The sequence below is a fragment of the Pseudomonas sp. RW407 genome (genome assembly GCF_003176655.1).
Lineage (GTDB): Bacteria > Pseudomonadota > Gammaproteobacteria > Pseudomonadales > Pseudomonadaceae > Pseudomonas > Pseudomonas delhiensis.
In genome coordinates, this window is record NZ_QGSL01000107.1 from 304,638 (window position 1) to 321,663 (window position 17,026).

General features: G+C 72.1%; 12 protein-coding genes. All 12 read left to right on the top strand.

Annotation, left to right across the window (positions count from 1 at the left end):
* Nucleotides 1-223 precede the first annotated feature (223 nt).
* A complete protein-coding gene (gene glgA / locus DK254_RS25395) occupies nucleotides 224-1,756 on the top strand; it encodes a glycogen synthase GlgA (RefSeq protein WP_109936035.1) in 1,533 nt (510 codons plus the stop codon).
* On the top strand, nucleotides 1,753-3,486 hold the full coding sequence (treZ, locus tag DK254_RS25400) for a malto-oligosyltrehalose trehalohydrolase (protein WP_109936036.1): 1,734 nt from the start codon (nucleotides 1,753-1,755) through the stop codon (nucleotides 3,484-3,486). The genes glgA and treZ overlap by 4 nt, the downstream gene beginning before the upstream one ends.
* Nucleotides 3,483-5,519: a 4-alpha-glucanotransferase gene (gene malQ / locus DK254_RS25405; RefSeq protein WP_109936037.1), complete on the top strand. Its 2,037-nt coding sequence runs from the start codon at nucleotides 3,483-3,485 to the stop codon at nucleotides 5,517-5,519. The genes treZ and malQ overlap by 4 nt, the downstream gene beginning before the upstream one ends.
* A complete protein-coding gene (gene treY / locus DK254_RS25410) occupies nucleotides 5,516-8,269 on the top strand; it encodes a malto-oligosyltrehalose synthase (protein WP_109936038.1) in 2,754 nt (917 codons plus the stop codon). Before malQ ends, treY begins: the two co-directional genes overlap by 4 nt.
* Nucleotides 8,266-8,511 (top strand): DUF2934 domain-containing protein, encoded by a 246-nt coding sequence (locus tag DK254_RS25415; RefSeq protein ID WP_089393176.1) that lies wholly within the window; start codon nucleotides 8,266-8,268, stop codon nucleotides 8,509-8,511. Before treY ends, DK254_RS25415 begins: the two co-directional genes overlap by 4 nt.
* 44 nt (nucleotides 8,512-8,555) lie before the next feature.
* On the top strand, nucleotides 8,556-10,694 hold the full coding sequence (gene glgX / locus DK254_RS25420; protein WP_109936039.1) for a glycogen debranching protein GlgX: 2,139 nt from the start codon (nucleotides 8,556-8,558) through the stop codon (nucleotides 10,692-10,694).
* 269 nt (nucleotides 10,695-10,963) lie between these two features.
* A complete protein-coding gene (locus DK254_RS25425) occupies nucleotides 10,964-11,377 on the top strand; it encodes a CBS domain-containing protein (RefSeq protein ID WP_089393178.1) in 414 nt (137 codons plus the stop codon).
* Nucleotides 11,378-11,436: 59 nt separating this feature from the next.
* Entirely contained in the window at nucleotides 11,437-12,657 is a 1,221-nt protein-coding gene (locus DK254_RS25430) for a zinc-dependent alcohol dehydrogenase (RefSeq protein ID WP_109936040.1), read from the top strand.
* Between the two features lie 4 nt (nucleotides 12,658-12,661).
* Nucleotides 12,662-13,585 (top strand): DUF72 domain-containing protein, encoded by a 924-nt coding sequence (locus tag DK254_RS25435; RefSeq protein WP_109936041.1) that lies wholly within the window; start codon nucleotides 12,662-12,664, stop codon nucleotides 13,583-13,585.
* The gene (locus DK254_RS25440) at nucleotides 13,582-14,361 is read left to right on the top strand and encodes an endonuclease/exonuclease/phosphatase family protein (protein ID WP_109936042.1); all 780 of its coding nucleotides are present in this window, start codon (nucleotides 13,582-13,584) and stop codon (nucleotides 14,359-14,361) included. Before DK254_RS25435 ends, DK254_RS25440 begins: the two co-directional genes overlap by 4 nt.
* Entirely contained in the window at nucleotides 14,358-15,566 is a 1,209-nt protein-coding gene (gene clsB / locus DK254_RS25445; protein ID WP_109936043.1) for a cardiolipin synthase ClsB, read from the top strand. Before DK254_RS25440 ends, clsB begins: the two co-directional genes overlap by 4 nt.
* Complete coding sequence (locus tag DK254_RS25450; RefSeq protein ID WP_109936044.1) at nucleotides 15,563-16,555, top strand: lysylphosphatidylglycerol synthase domain-containing protein; 993 nt, start codon at nucleotides 15,563-15,565, stop codon at nucleotides 16,553-16,555. Before clsB ends, DK254_RS25450 begins: the two co-directional genes overlap by 4 nt.
* The last annotated feature ends 471 nt before the right edge of the window (nucleotides 16,556-17,026 follow it).

Here is a 17,026-nt window from a genome sequence, read left to right on the forward strand (position 1 = left end):
CCTGAAACAAGCGCACCGCCTGGTACGGAGCCTGCTTTGCGTACTGAGCCCGGGCCGCCTGCCCCGCAGTGCGTTCCGCAGCGGCAAACGCCGGCCCGGCCCGGCAGAAAATCGAAACTTCGCACCGCGCGGCCCGGTCCCCCTGAAGAGGTCGCCGGCGAAGCGGAGACTCCCAACGAAGGCCGGCAGGATTGTCCGGCCCACTGCAAAGAGGAAGTGGAAGATGCGAAACCTGCTGGCCGATGCCCGCCTGGAAGACCCCTGCCCACCCACGCTGCCGCCGTTTTCCCTGACGGCGGAAGTCACCCCCGTGCGGCGCAGGCGGATCCTCTTCGTCACATCGGAGCTCACCGACTTCGTCAAGGCCGGCGGCCTGGGCGACGTCTCCGCCGCCCTACCGCGGGCGCTGCTGGCCGAGCACGACATCCGCGTGCTGCTGCCCGGCTACCGCCAGGTGCTCAAGGGCGCGGTCGCCTGCCGGGTGGTCGGCCACCTGCCGGGCCTGGCCGCGCTGCCGCCCTGCGACATCGGCGAGCTGCAACTGGCCGACGGCCTGCGCGTCTACGTGGTCATCTGCCCCGAACTCTACGACCGCGAGGGTACGCCCTATGGCGACGACGCCGGCAACGAATGGCCGGACAACCACATCCGCTTCGCCCGCCTGAGCCTGGCCGCCGCCGACATGGCCGCCGGCCTGGCCACCCCCGGCTGGTGCCCCGACCTGCTCCACGTCAACGACTGGCCCAGCGCCCTGGCCCCGGCCTACATGGCCTGGCGCGGGCAGGCCACGCCCAGCGTGCTGACCATCCACAACCTCGGCTACCAGGGCGCCTGCCCCCTGGGCAGCTGCGCCGAGCTGGGCCTGCCCGAGCACGCCGGGCTGCCGGAGAGCATGGAGTTCTACGGCAAGCTGTCGTTTCTCAAGGCGGGCATCAACCATGCCAGCCACATCACCACCGTCAGCGAGACCTACGCCCGCGAGATCACCGGCGAGGCCTTCGGCTGCGGCCTGCAGGGCGTGCTCGCGCAGCGCCGCCGGGAAGGCCGCCTGAGCGGCATCACCCATGGCATCGACGCCAGCTGGGACGCGCGCAGCGACCCGCACCTGGTGGCGCGCTTCGACGCCCGCCGCCTGCAAGGCAAGCGGCGCAATGCCGAGTACGTGGAGCGCAGCTTCGGCCTGCTGCCCGGGCGCGGCCCGCTGTTCGCCGTGGTCTCGCGCCTGGTGCAGCAGAAAGGCATCGACCTGACCCTGGCCATCGCCGACCGCATGGTCGAGGCCGGCGGCCGCCTGGTGGCGATCGGCCGCGGCGAGCCGCCGCTGGAGCGGGCCATGGCGCAACTGGCCGAGCGCTACCCGGGGCGCGTCGGCGTGCGCATCGGCTTCGACGAGACCGAGGCGCGGCGCATCTACGCCGCCAGCGACTTCCTGCTGATGCCCTCGCGCTACGAACCCTGCGGGCTGAGCCAGATGTACGCCCAGCGCCTCGGCTCGCTGCCCATCGCCCGCTGCACCGGCGGCCTGGCCGACACCATCGTCGACGGCGTCACCGGCCTGCTGTTCCGCGAGGGCGACCCGGACAGCTACTTCGAAGCGGTGCAGCGCGCGCTGAACATCCACCGCTACCCCGAGCTGCTCAACGCCATGCGCTGCAAGGCCATGGAAGCCCCACCGTACTGGAGCAAGGCGGTGCGCCCCTATACCCGGCTGTACCGCGACCTGCTCGCGGAACTGCCCGTGAGCGTGCGCCGATGAGCCGCCAACTGCCCCGGGCCGGAGCCCTGCCGCAGCCCGACGGGCTGACGCGCTTCGCCATCTGGGCGCCGGACGCACGGCGGGTGGACCTGCAGCTGGGCGACGGCAGCCGCCTGCCCATGCAGGCGCTGGACGACGGCTGGTACAGCCTGGAAATCCCCTGCGCGGCCGGCAGCGCCTACCGCTTCTGCATCGACGACCGGCTGTCGGTGGCCGACCCGGCCTCGCGGGCCCAGGCCGGCGGCGTGGAGGCCGACAGCCTGGTGCAAGACCCCACCGCCTACGCCTGGCAGAGCCGCGAGTGGCGCGGCCGGCCCTGGCACGAGACGGTGCTCTACGAACTGCACGTGGGCCTGTTCGACGGCTTCGGCGCCCTGCTCGACTTCCTCCCGGGGCTGGTCGAACTGGGCGTCACCGCCATCGAGCTGATGCCGCTGGGCGCCTTCCCCGGGCGCCGCAACTGGGGCTACGACGGCGTGCTGCCCTACGCCCCCGCCTCGGCCTATGGCACCCCGGAGAACCTCAGGCGGCTGATCGACCAGGCCCACCTGCTGGGCCTGATGGTCTTCGTCGACGTGGTTTACAACCACTTCGGCCCCCAGGGCAACTACCTGGGCGAATACGCCTCGGGCTTCTTCGACGAGCAGCCCACGCCCTGGGGCCACGCCATCGACTTCACCCGCCCGGCGGTGCGCGAGTTCTTCATCGGCAACGCCGAGATGTGGGTGCGCGACTACCGCGTCGACGGCCTGCGCCTGGACGCCGTGCACGCCATCGCCGACAAGGCCTTCCTGGTCGAGCTGGCCGGGCGCGCCCGCAGCGCCGCCCAGGGCCGCCACCTGCACCTGGTGCTGGAGAACGAGGACAACCAGGCGAGCCTGCTGCGCCAGGGCTTCGACGCGCAGTGGAACGACGACCTGCACCACGTGCTGCACCACCTGCTGACCGGCGAGCACGAGGGCTACTACGCCGACTACGCCGGGGCCACCACCGCCAAGCTGTGCGCCTGCCTGGCCGAGGGCTTGGTCTTCCAGGGCCAGCGCGACTACCGCGGGCGGGTGCGCGGCGAACCCAGCGCCGAGCTGTCGCCGCTGGCCTTCGTGGCCTTCCTGCAGAACCACGACCAGGTCGGCAACCGCGCCCTGGGCGAGCGCCTGATCGCCCTGAGCCGTCCCGAGCGCCTGCGCGTGGCGGTGGCCCTGGTGCTGCTGGCGCCCATGGTGCCGATGCTGTTCATGGGCGAGGAATGGGGCGAGCGCAACCCCTTCCTCTATTTCACCGACTACCAGGGCGACCTGGCCAAGGCGGTCAGCGACGGGCGGCGCCAGGAGTTCGCCGCCTTCGGCCGCTTCTCCGGCGCCCTCCCCGAGCCCAACGACTACGAGACCTTCGTCGCCTCGCGGCCGCGCCCGGAACACGCCGACAGCGCCTGGCGCGCCCATTACCGGCGCCTGCTGGAGCTGCGCCATGCCTGGCTCATCCCACGCCTGGACGGCACCCGCGCCCTGGGCGCGGTGCCCCTGGGCGAGGCGGCGGTGAGCGCGCGCTGGCGCCTGGGCGATGGCAGCCTGTGGCGCATCGAGCTCAACCTGGGCAGCGAGGAAGTCTTCGTCGAGGCGCCGGCGGCGCAGACGCAGATCCTCTTCTGCGAAGGCCAGGAAGTCGCCGACTACCGCGCCGGCCGGCTCGCCCCCGGCAGCCTGGCCCTGAGCCTGGAGGACAGCCCATGAGCGATGCGCTGCTGCGCGAACTGGCCGGCGAGGCGGGCCTGAAGCTCGACTGGGTGGATGCCGACAACCGCCCGCAGCAGGCCAGCCCCGAGGTGTTGCGCCAGGTGCTGGAGGCCCTGGGGTTGCCGGCGCAGAGCCCCGGGCAGCTATGCCAGAGCCTCGGCCAGGTGCGCCAGGAGCGCGCCGCGCCGCCCTCGCTGCTGACCCTGGACCAGGGCCGGCCGCTGCAACTGGGCCCCCTGGCCAGGCCCAACGAGGCGTTCCGGCTGGTCCCCGAGCACGGCGAGGACATCGAGGGGCGCCTGGACGAGGCCAGCGCCCTGCCCCCCGTGGCCCAATGCGGCTACTACCGCCTGCAACTGGCCGAGCGGGAGCTGAGCCTGGCCGTCGCCCCGCCCCGCTGCCCCCAGGTGCCGGAACTCTGCGACGGGCGCCGCCACGCCTGGGGCCTGGCGGCGCAGCTGTATGCCCTGCGCGAGCCCGGCGACGGTGGCCTGGGCGACCTGGCGGCGCTGGAGGCCCTGGCCCGCAGCGCCGCCGCCAAGGGCGCCGACGCCCTGGCCATCAGCCCGCTGCATGCCATGTTCGCCGCCGTCCGCCAGGCCTACAGCCCCTACTCGCCCTCCAGCCGGCTGTTCTTCAACGAACTGCACGCCGCGCCGCGCCAGGTCTTCGGCCAGGCCGCGGTGGAGCGGGCCATCGCCGAGGCCGGGCTGGGCGAGGAACTGCACGAGCTGGAAAGCCTGCCCCTGGTGGACTGGCCAGGCAGCGCCCGGGCCCGCGAGCGCCTGCTGCGGCAACTGCATGGCGGCTTCGCCCGGGCCGACGCCGGCCTGCAGCGTGACTTCCAGCGCTTCCGCCACGAGGGTGGCGAGGCCCTGCTGCAGCACTGCTGCTTCCAGGCCCTGCAACGCCGCCGCGGCGAGGCCGGCGACGGCCTGGACTGGCGCCACTGGCCGGCGGCCTTCCTCCGCCCGGAGGCCGAAGGCGTGCGCCAGTTCCTGCTCGAACAGCCGGAGGAAATCGACTTCCAGCAGTTCTGCCAATGGCTGCTGGCGCGCTGCCTGCAACACACCCAGCGGGCGGCGCGCGACGCCGGCATGGGCATCGGCCTGATCGCCGACCTCGCGGTTGGCGCCGACCCGCGCGGCAGCCAGGCCTGGATGCGGCAAGACGAACTGCTGGCCGGGGTCAGCGTCGGCGCCCCGCCCGACGTGCTCAACCGCGCCGGGCAGAACTGGGGCATCTGCGCCTTCTCGCCCCACGGCCTGCGCCTGCACGGCTACCGTGCCTTCATCGAGATGCTGCGGGCCAACCTGCGCTACCCCGGCGGCCTGCGCATCGACCACGTGCTGGGGCTGCGCCGCCTGTGGGTGATCCCCGAGGGCGCGCCGCCGGAAGCCGGCGCCTACCTGGAATACCCGCTGGACGACCTGCTCCGGCTCATTTGCCTGGAGGCACGGCGGGCCCGGGCGCTGATCATCGGCGAAGACCTCGGCACCATCCCCGAGGGCCTGCGCGAGCGGCTCGCCAAACACGGCATCCTGGGCATGCGGGTGCTGCTGTTCGAGCAGGCCGGCGGCCACTTCCACGCCCCGGCGCACTGGCCGGACGCGGCCCTGGCCACCACCACCACCCACGACCTGCCGAGCCTGGAGGGCTGGCGCCAGGGCCACGACATCGACTGGCGCGAGCGCCTGGGCCAGCGTAACGAGGAACAGGCACGGCACGACCGCGAGGAACGCCAGCGGGACGTCCAGGGCCTGGCCCGGGCGCTGGCCGGGAACGGCATCGCCCGCGAGCCGCTGGACGGCGCCATCGAGTTCGTCGGCCGCACCCCGGCGCCGCTGGTGCTGCTGCCCCTGGAAGACGCCCTGGGCAGCGTCGAGCAGCCCAACCTGCCCGGCCCCGGCGACGAACACCCGAACTGGCGCCAGCGCTACCCGGCCCGGGCCGGGCAGATGCTCGACATCCCCGCGGTGAACGCGCGCCTGGAACGCCTGGACCAGGCGCGCCGGGGGCACGACTCATGAACGCCATCCGCGCCACCCTGCGCCTGCAGTTCAACCGCGACTTCACCCTGGACGACGCCCTGCCCTGGCTGGACTACTTCGCCGAACTGGGCATCAGCCACCTCTACGCCTCGCCGCTGCTCACCGCCCAGCCCGGCTCCGGCCACGGCTACGACGTGGTCGACCCCACCCGCATCAACCCCGAGCTGGGCGGCGAGGCGGCCCTGCGCCGGCTGGTCGGCGGCCTGCGCCTGCACGGCATGGGGCTGATCGTCGACACCGTGGCCAACCACATGCGCATCGGCCAGGCCAACCCCTGGTGGCAGGACGTGCTGCGCTGGGGCCTGGCCAGCCCCTACGCGCACTTCTTCGACATCCACTGGCGCAGCGACGACCCGCTGCTGGACCGCCAGGTGCTGCTGCCCTGCCTGGGCGGCGACTACCTCGACGAACTGCGGGCCGGGCGCATCCGCCTGGGCTTCGCCGAGCACGCCGGCTGCTTCCAGCTGCACTACGGCGAGCAGTGCTTCCCGGTGTGCCCGGCCACCTACGGGATGATCCTGGTGCACGCCGGCGAAGGCCCGCTGTACGAACTGGCGCCGCGTTTCGCCGAACTGCGCGGCCACCCCCAGGCCCGCGTGCTGGCCACCGCCCTGTGCCGGCGCCTGGCGGCGCTGCTGGGCGATGGGGCGCTGTGCGAACGCCTGCTGGGCTTCTACCAGGTGGCCGAGGGCCAGGACTGGCGGCCCCTGCACCGCCTGCTGGAGCACCAGCACTACCGCCTGGCCAACTGGCGGGTGGCGGCCGACGACATCAACTGGCGGCGCTTCTTCGACATCAATGAACTGGTCGGCCTGCGCGTGGAACTGCCGGACGTGTTCGGCGCCTGCCACGCCTACCTCCTGGAAATGATGCAGGAAGGCCTGGTGGACGGCCTGCGCATCGACCACGTCGACGGCCTGGCCGACCCGCGCGGCTACTGCCGGCGCCTGCGCCGGGCGTTCCGCGACGGGGCGGCGCCGCTGTACGTGGAGAAGATCCTCGCCGTCGGCGAACGGCTGCCGACGGACTGGCGGGTGGACGGCAGCAGCGGCTACGACTTCATGAACCAGGTGTCGCTGCTGCAGCACGACCCACGCGGCGAAATCCCCCTGCGGGCGCTCTGGGAACAGACCAGCGGCCGCCGCCGGGGTTTCGATGACGAACGCCTGGCGGCCCGCGAATGGGTGCTGGGCGGCGCCTTCGCCGGCGACCTGGAAGGCATGGCCCAGGAGCTCTGGCAACTGGCGCGTACCGACCTGGCCAGCCGCGATCTGCCCCTGGGCTCCATCCGCCGTGCGCTGTTCCAGCTGCTGCGGGCCTTCCCGGTGTACCGCACCTACGCCGGCGCCTGCGGCCGTTCGGCCCAGGACCGGCGCTATTTCGAACAGGCCCGCGCCGCCGCGGAGGAACGCCTGGACGAGCATGACCGGCGCACCCTGGCCTGGCTCGACCGGGTGCTGGGCGGCGAGCCCCAGCGCGCGGTGCCGCCCGGGCCGCTGCGGCAGAAGCGCCGGCAGGTGCTGGCGCGCTTCCAGCAACTGACCCCGCCCATCGCCGCCAAGGCCCTGGAAGATACCGCCTGCTACCGCCACGCCGCCGCCCTGGGGCGCAACGACGTGGGCTTCGACCCGCAGCGCCTGGCGGCGCCACCCGCGGAATTCCACGCCGCCTGCCAGGCGCGCCTGGCCGAATTCCCCCGCGCCCTGCTGGCCACCGCCACCCACGACCATAAGCGCGGCGAGGACTGCCGCGCCCGCCTGGCCGCGCTGAGCGAACGCGCCCCCTGGTTCGCCGAGCAGGTCGCGCAGTGGCTCCCCCTGGCCGCGGCCCTGCGCCACCCCGGGACGCCCCATGCGCCCAGCGGCGGCGACGAGCTGATCCTCTACCAGTGCCTGCTGGCCAGTTGGCCCCACGAGCTGGCCGAGGACGACGCCGAGGGGTTGCGCGCCTACCACCGGCGCATCGCCCAGTGGCAGCTCAAGGCGCTGCGCGAAGCCAAGCTGGAAACCGACTGGAGCGCCCCCGTGCAGGCCTATGAAAATGCCTGCGCGGACTTCCTCGACGCCCTGCTCCTGCAACCCGCCGGCCGGGAACTGCGCGGCGCCGTGGCCGCGGCGGCCCGGGCTCTGATGCCCGCCGGCGCCCTCAACGGCCTGGCCCAGTGCCTGCTGCGCTGCACCGCCCCCGGGGTGCCGGACCTGTACCAGGGCTGCGAGTTCTGGGACTTCAGCCTGGTGGACCCGGACAACCGCCGCACCCCGGACTACGCCCGGCGCCAGGCCACCCTGCAAGCGAACCCCGACTGGCCGCAGCTGCTGGAGCACTGGCGCGACGGGCGCATCAAGCAGGCCCTGCTGCACCAGGCGCTGCAGCTGCGCCGGCGCTGGCCGCAACTGTTCGAGCACGGCGGCTACCAGCCCCTCGACCTGCACGGCGAGCACGCCGGCTGCCTGCTCGCCTTCCTGCGCAGCCATGCCGGCCGGCACCTGCTGGTGCTGGTGCCGCGGCTGTGCGCGGGCCTGCTGGAAGAAGACACGCCGCTGCCGCGGGTGGGCGCCGAGCGCTGGGGCGACACCCGCGTGCGCCTGCCGGCCGGGCTGGCCGGCCGCCACTGGCAGGGCCTGGCCGGCGGGCACCGCGACGACGACGCCGAACTGGCGGTGGCCGCCCTGCTGGGCGAGTTGCCGGCCAACCTGCTGACCTGCGCCGACGAGGAGGCAAGCCCATGAACATCGACGAACGCCGGGTACGCGAACTGGCCCACCAGATCTGGGAATCCGAAGGCCGCCCCGAGGGCCAGGCCGAACGCCACTGGCGGATGGCCCGCAGCCTGGCCGAGGCCGAGCAGGAACAGATCGCCCAGCGCGAGGCCCCCGGCGAGGCGCCGGAGAAGCCGGCCCTGCTGCAGAAACCGCCGCGGCGCAAGGGCAAGCTGCCCGCCGCCGACCCCGAGCGCCCTGACGAGGGCTGAGCCCGGCGCCTTCCCCGCCCCATCGGCAAGCAGAGGACCCCCTCATGAGCAAACGCTCGCACTCGCGAGTCACCGAAGGCCGCCCCTTCCCCCTGGGTGCCACCTGGGACGGCCTGGGCGTCAACTTCGCGCTGTTCTCGGCCCACGCCACCCGCGTCGAACTATGCCTGTTCGACGCCAGCGGCAAGCGCGAGCTGGAACGCATCGAGCTGCCCGAATACAGCGACGAGATCTGGCACGGCTACCTGCCCGACGCCCACCCCGGGCAGATCTACGGCTACCGCGTGCACGGCCCCTTCGAGCCGGACGCCGGGCACCGCTTCAACCCCAACAAGCTGCTGATCGACCCCTACGCCCGCCAACTGGTGGGCCAGCTGCGCTGGTCCGAGGCGCTGTTCGGCTACACCATCGGCTCGCCCGACGCGGACCTGAGCTTCGACACGCGCGACAGCGCGCCTTTCGTGCCCAGGTGCAAGGTCATCGACCCGGCCTTCACCTGGGGCGAGCAGCAGTTCACCCGCATCCCCTGGGACGAGACGCTGCTCTACGAGGCGCACCTGCGCGGCATCAGCATGCGCCACCCGACGGTGCCCGAGCGCCTGCGCGGCACCTGCGCGGGGTTGATGAACGCCGAGCTGATCAAGCACCTGCGCCACCTGGGCATCACCAGCCTGGAGCTGCTGCCGGTGCACGGCTTCGTCGACGACAAGCACCTGCTGGAAAAGGGCATGAGCAACTACTGGGGCTACAACAGCATCGCCTTCTTCGCCCCCCACGCCCGCTACCTGGCCAGCGGCCAGGTCAACGAGTTCAAGGAAATGGTGGCGCACCTGCACGACGCCGGCATCGAGCTGATCCTCGACGTGGTCTACAACCACACCGCCGAGGGCAACGAGCTGGGCCCGACGCTGAGCATGCGCGGCATCGACAACGTCTCCTACTACCGCCTGCAGGCCGACGACCGGCGCTACTACGTGAACGACTCCGGCACCGGCAACACCCTGGACCTCAGCCACCCCTGCGTGCTGCAGATGGTCACCGACTCGCTGCGCTACTGGGCCACCGAGATGCGCGTGGACGGCTTCCGCTTCGACCTCGCCTCCATCCTCGGCCGCTACGCCGAAGGCTTCGACGAGCGCCACAGCTTCCTGGTGGCCTGCCGCCAGGACCCGCTGCTCAGCCACCGCAAGCTGATCGCCGAACCCTGGGACTGCGGCCCCGGCGGCTACCAGGTGGGCCGCTTCCCGCCCGGCTGGGTGGAATGGAACGACCGCTTCCGCGACACCCTGCGCAGCTACTGGCGCGGCGACGAGGGCCAGCTGCCGGATCTGGCGCGGCGCCTCACCGCCTCCGGCGACCTGTACAACCATCGCGGCCGCCGGCCCTACGCCTCGGTCAACTTCATCACCGCCCACGACGGCTTCACCCTGCGCGACGTGGTGTCCTACGACCACAAGCACAACGAGGCCAACGGCGAGGACAACCGCGACGGCCACGACGACAACCGCTCCTGGAACCACGGCGAGGAAGGCCCCACGGGCGACCCGGCGATCCGCCAGCTGCGCCTGCGGCAGATGTGCAACCTGATGGCCACCCTGCTGCTGGCCCAGGGCACCCCCATGCTGCTGGCCGGCGACGAGTTCAGCCGCACCCAGCAGGGCAACAACAACGTCTACTGCCAGGACAACGAACTGGGCTGGATCGACTGGAACCTCGACGACGAGGGCCGCCAGCTGCAGGCCTTCACCCGCTACCTGATCCGCCTGCGGCGGCGCTACCCGATCCTGCGCCGCGGGCGCTTCCTGGTCGGCGAGTACAACGCCGAGCTGGGGGTGAAGGACGTGACCTGGCTGGCCCCCGACGGCCGCGAGATGACCCAGGAAGACTGGGAAACGCCCCAGGCCCGCTGCCTGGGAATGCTCCTGGACGGCCGCGCGCAACCCACCGGCATCCGCCGCAGCGGCGCCGACGCCACCCTGCTGCTGTTGCTCAATGCCCACCACGAGCCGCTGCAGTTCCAGCTCCCCGGCGTGGCCCAGGGCCGCGACTGGCAATGCCTGCTGGACACCATGGCCGAGCCGCCGGCCCTGGACGACGGCCTGGTGCACGGCTTCGACGCCGCCTTCGAACTGGGCCCGCGGGCGCTGGCGTTGTTCGTGTTGCGCAAGGAGGGGGATGGGTGACGGGCGTGGTTTCCCGTAGGGCGCATAACGCCTACGGCGTTATCCGCCGTTTGCGTCGGGCCCGGGTGCATGGAACGACGGCGGATAACCGCGAACGGTTATTCGCCCTACGAACCTGCCGGCTGACGCTGTGTTATCCGCGTTCGGCGCCAGCACACCCTCCCCCGGACAATCGGATGAAATCCGCCTGAACGGTGCCCCCGGCGCCCAGTCGGAAGCTATAGGCGCCCGCGAAGGCGTCCCCAACCGCAACCGCTATGGAGGACAGCATGAAAATCAGCGAAATCATGACGCGCAACGTCCAGACCACCGCCCCCGACACCTCGCTGCAAGAGGCCGCCGCGGCCATGGCACGGATCGACAGTGGCGCCTTGCTGGTCAACGACGGCGACCGCCTGGTGGGCATGGTCACCGACCGCGACATCGTCGTCCGCGCGGTGGCCGCCGGGCTGGGGGTGGATACCCCGGTGTCGCGGGTGATGAGCGGCGACATCCACTACTGCTTCGAGGACGAGGAAGTGCAGCACGTGGCCCGCAACATGGCGCAGGTGAAGATGCGCCGGCTGCCGGTGCTGACCCGCGAGAAGCGCCTGGTGGGCGTGGTCTCCCTCGGCAACATCGCCGCCTGCCGCGACGCCCAGGCCAGCGACACCGTGCTGCGCGGCGTGGCCCAGGCCCACTGACCAGCCCCCTGGCCACGGCGCCGCCCGGGCCGTGGCCGGCCGCACAGCGGGAGAACGACATGAAAGCTGTGGTATTCCACGACGTCGGCGACATCCGCCTGGACGAGGTCCCGGAGCCGACGCTGCGCCAGCCCAACGACGCCATCGTGCGCCTCACCGCCTCGGCGATCTGCGGCACCGACCTGCACTTCGTGCGCGGCAGCGTGGGCGGCATGAAGCCCGGCACCATCCTCGGCCACGAAGGCGTGGGCATAGTCGAGGAACTGGGCGACGAGGTGCGCAACCTGCAGGTGGGCGACCGGGTGGTGGTCCCCTCCACCATCGCCTGCGGCAACTGCGTGTACTGCCGCGCCGGCTACTACGCCCAGTGCGACGTCGCCAACCCCGGCGGCCAGCGCGCCGGCACCGCCTTCTTCGGCGGGCCCGAGGTCAACGGCGCGTTCCACGGGCTGCAGGCCGAGAAGGCGCGCATCCCCTACGCCAACATCGGGCTCATCCGCCTGCCCTCGCAGATCAGCGACGACCAGGCGATCCTGCTGTCCGACATCTTCCCCACCGGCTGGTTCGGCGCCGAGCTGGCCGAGGTGGGCAGCGGCGACACGGTGGCGGTGTTCGGTTGCGGCCCGGTGGGCCAGTTCGCCATCGCCAGCGCGCTGCTGAAGGGCGCCTCGCGGGTGTTCGCCATCGACCGCCACCCTGACCGCCTGCACATGGCCCGCCAGCAGGGCGCGGAGGTGATCGACTTCGAGCGCGAGGACCCGCTGCAGGCGCTGCTCTGGCTCACCGACGGCATCGGCGTGGACCGCGCCATCGACGCCGTCGGGGTGGATGCCGAGCGCAGCCACGGCGAGGTCACCCCGGCGCCCAGTGAAGGCCACGAGTCGCCCTGGACGCCGGGCAACGCGCCGGCCCAGGTGCTCGACTGGGCGGTGGCCGGCCTGGCCAAGGCCGGCACCCTCGGCATCATCGGCGTGTACGGGCCGGACTCGCGGACCTTCCCCATCGGCATCGCGATGAACCGCAACCTGACGCTGAAGATGGGCAACTGCCACCACCGCAAGTACATCCCGCGGCTGATCGAACTGGTGCTGAGCGGGCGCATCGACCCGGCCAAGGTGCTCACCCAGGTCAAGCCCATCAGCGACGCCATCGCCGCCTTCGAGGCGTTCGACCAGCGCCGGACCGGCTGGGTGAAGGTGGAACTGCAACCGCAGCGCCGGCACGCCGCCGCGGGCGACGAGGAACGCGTCCGCCAGCCGGCGCCGCCCGCCACGGAGTGACGCCATGGGAACGGACGGCCTGCACATCGGCATTTCCGGCTGGCGCTACGCCCCCTGGCGCGGCGAGTTCTACCCCAAGGGCCTGCCCCAGCGCGAGGAGCTGCGCTATGCCTCCCATGCCTTCGCCAGCATCGAGCTGAACGGTTCCTTCTACGGCCTGCAGACGCCCGAGCGCTACCGCCAATGGAAGGCGCAGACCCCCGAGGGCTTCCGCTTCAGCGTCAAGGGCCCGCGCTTCGTCACCCACCTGCGGCGCCTGCGCGAGCCGGAACAGGGCCTGGCCAACTTCTTCGCCTCCGGCCCCCTGGAGCTGGACGAGAAGCTCGGCGCCTTCCTCTGGCAGCTGCCGCCCAGCCTGGCCTACAGCGGCGAACTGCTGGAGGAGTTCCTCGCCCTGCTGCCACGCGACAGCCATGCGGCGGCCGAACTGGCGGGCTCCGCGGACGAGCGCCTGCGCCACGGGCAGCGCCCGCCGGGCAGGCGCTTCCCTTTGCGCCATGCCCTGGAGGTGCGCCACAAGAGCTTCTGCACCCCCGGCTTCACCGACCAGCTGCGCCGGCACGGCGTGGCCCTGGTAATGGCCGACGCGCCGTCGAAGTGGCCCTACGCCGAGGACCTCACCGCCCCGGACTTCACCTACCTGCGCCTGCACGGCGCCGAGGAACTCTATGCCAGCGGCTACGGCGAGAAGGCCCTGCGCCGCTGGTGCGAGCGCATCCGCCTGTGGCGCAACGGCCTGCAGCCCGCGGATGCCGAGCTGATCGACGCGGACAGGCGCGGCGACCGCCGGCACCGCGAGCTGTACTGCTACTTCGACAACGACATCAAGGTGCGCGCGCCCTTCGATGCCTTCCGCCTGATGCAGCTGCTCGACGTCCACCTGCCGCAGCAGCAGGTGCCGGGCGCCGCGGTGGAGGGCTGGGCATGAACCAGCCGGCCCGCACCGGCGCCGGCCAGGCGATGGCCAGCGGCCTTTCGCTGCGGGTACTGACGGTGAACACCCACAAGGGCTTCAACGCCTTCAACCGCCGCTTCATCCTCCACGAGCTGCGCGAGGCGGTGCGCGCCACCGCGGCGGACCTGGTGTTCCTCCAGGAAGTGCACGGCGAGCACCAGCTGCACGCCGGGCGCCACCCCGGCTGGCCGGCCACGCCGCACTACGAGTTCCTCGCCGACAGCATGTGGCCGGCCTTCGCCTACGGCCGCAACGCCGTCTACCCCGAGGGCCACCACGGCAACGCCCTGCTCTCGCGCTACCCGATCCTCAGCCACGACAACCACGACATCTCCATCGCCGGCAACGAGCAGCGCGGCCTGCTGCACGCCTGCATCGACCTGCCCGGCAGCGCCCCGCTGCATGCCGTGTGCGTGCACCTGGGGCTGCGCGAGGCGCAGCGGCGGCAGCAACTGGCGCTGCTCTGCCGCCTGGTGGAAAGCCTCCCCGCCCAGGCGCCGCTGATCGTCGCCGGCGACTTCAACGACTGGCGCTGCCAGGCCGGCGCCCTGCTCGCCGGCTGCGGCCTGGCGCCGGCCTTCGCCCACAAGGCGGGCGCCCCGCGCAGCTTCCCGGCGCGCTGGCCGCTGCTGCGCCTGGACCGCATCTACCTGCGCAACCTGCGGGTGCACGCCAGCCAGGTGCTGGGCGGCCGGCCCTGGCCGCACCTGTCCGACCATCTTCCCCTGCTCGCCGAGGTGAGCCCATGAACGAGCGCTGGCACGCGGGCAACCGTGTCGAACTGCTGGTCAACGGCGAGGCCTTCTACCCGCGGGTGTTCGAGGCCATCGCCAGGGCCCGCCGCGAGGTGCTGCTGGAGACCTTCATCATCTACGAGGACAAGGTCGGCCTGGCCTTGCGCAAGGCACTGCTGGCGGCGGCCCGGCGCGGCGTGCGGGTCGAGCTGATCGTCGACGGCTACGGCACCGCCGACCTGGGCACGGACTACATCGGCAGCCTGCTGGAGGCCGGGGTGCGCCTGCACCTGTTCGACCCGCGCCCGCGGCTGCTGGGCCTGCGCACCAACCTGTTCCGCCGCCTGCACCGCAAGCTGCTGGTGGTGGACGGCAGCACCGCCTTCGTCGGCGGCATCAACTTCAGCGCCGACCACCTGGCCGACTTCGGCACCATGGCCAAGCAGGACTACGCGGTGCTGGTGCAGGGCCCGGTGGCCCAGGAGATCCGCCAGGCCAGCCTGGCCCTGCTGGAGGAGTACGGCAGCACCCCCGAGCGGCTGCCGCCCGGCCTGCCGAGCCTGGCCGGCGAGACCCGCGCCTGCCTGGTGCTGCGCGACAACGGCCCGCGCAGCACGGCCATCGAGCGGCACTACCTGGCGGCGATCCAGGGCGCGTGCCGGCGGCTGACCATCGCCAATGCCTATTTCTTCCCCGGCTACCGCCTGCTGCGGGCGCTGCGCCAGGCCGCGCAGCGCGGCGTGGAGGTGCGCCTGATCCTCCAGGGCCTGCCGGACATGCCGCTGGTGCGCCTGTGCAGCAAGCTGCTCTACGACACCCTGCTGCGCGATGGCGTACGGATCTACGAGTACTGCGACCGCCCGCTGCACGGCAAGGTGGCGGTGGCCGACGGCCGCTGGGCCACGGTGGGTTCGAGCAACCTGGACCCGCTGAGCCTGTCGCTGAACCTGGAGGGCAACCTGATGATCGACGACGCGGGTTTCGCCCAGGAGCTGGAAGCGCACCTGGACGCCCTGGCCCGCGACAACTGCCGGCGCATCAGCCGCAAGGTGGCGCGCCGCGGCTACTGGTGGCGCGCGCCCCTGGTGTTCCTGAGCTTCCACTTCCTGCGCCATTTCCCGGCCATCGCCGGGCAGTTGCCGGCGCACCGGCAGAAGCTGCGCTCGCCACGGGGGCTGGATGGCGAGCCGGCGGCGGACGCCCCGCGGGTGCGGCCATGAACGCCGCCGCGCCGCGGGAGCGGCACAAGCAGGCCTGGAAGCTGGCCCGGCGTGGGCTCTCCATCGCCCTGCTGGTGCTGCTGCCGGTGCTGCTGTTCCTGCTGATCCGCGCCACCGACTGGCAGGAGGTGTTCCACCTGCTGCGCGAGTACCGCGCCACCACCCTGCTCCTGGGGCTGGCCATCAGCCTGGCCAGCTACGCGGTGTTCAGCAGCTTCGACGTGCTCAGCCGCTACTACATCGGCCACCCGCTGCCGGTGCGGCGGGTATTCACCGTGGCCTTCGTGTGCAACGCCTTCAACCTCAACCTCAGCTCCTGGGTCGGCGGCGTGGCCCTGCGCTACCGCCTGTACGGCCGCCTGGGCATGAGCGCGGCGGACATCACCCGCATCCTCAGCTTCAGCCTGGTGACCAACTGGTACGGCTACCTGCTGCTGGCCGGCGCGCTGTTCGTCGCCGGCTACCCCGACCTGCCGGACGACTGGCCGGTGGGCCGCAACGGCCTGCGGCTGATCGGCGCCCTGCTGCTGGCCCTGGGCGTGGCCTACCCCCTGGCCTGCCGCTTCGCCCGGCGCCGCGCCTGGGGCTGGCGGCAGTACAGCCTGGCCCTGCCGAGCTGGCGCCTGGCGCTGCTGCAGGGCGCCATGGGGGCGGCCAACTGGTCGCTGATGGCGCTGCTGGTGAGCGTGCTGCTGCCGGACAGGGCCAGCTACACGGAAGTGCTGGCGACCCTGCTGATCAGCAGCATCGCCGGGGTGGTGCTGCACGTGCCCGCCGGGCTGGGGGTGCTGGAGGCGGTGTTCATCGCGATCCTCCACGACCACCTGGGTCGCGGCACCCTGCTGGCGGCGCTGATCGGCTACCGGGTGCTGTACTTCCTGGTGCCGCTGTTCCTCGCCTGCCTGGTCTACCTCTGGCTGGAACGCCGGGCCCGCCGCCTGCGCCGCCGCCAGCGACGCCTGGCGCGGGCGGCGGAGAATGCGCCGTAGGATGGGGGTCGTGCTTCGGACCGGTTATGGTTATCCGCCGTCATCCGTGCCACCGGGGCGTCCGGCATGGCCGGCGAGTCCAATCGCGGACGGAGTCCGCTCCTACGCGGGCCGAGCCATGCCATTCCCCTGTAGGAGCGCGCCCTGCGCGCGAATCGCGGGCAGGGCCCGCTCCTACATCCGTGCTTCCTGGAATTGTAGGAGCAACTGTCTATTGGGTTTGGGTGTAGCGCGCCGCTCCGAGTGCATGGATGTCTCTCGTTTCGCCCCCTCGGGCGAGTCCCTTTTGTCAATCGCCACAAAAGGAACCAAAAAGGCTTGCCCCGACATACGGGCCCGATGGAGCCGGGCTACCCTCGCGAATTCCCCCGCAACGGAGGCCCGCCCCGACAGCACGTCCCTGTGCTGATCGGGGCTCTCGCGACATCCATGTCGCATGACCTCCTGAGCGCCGGTTTCGCTCGGCCTTCT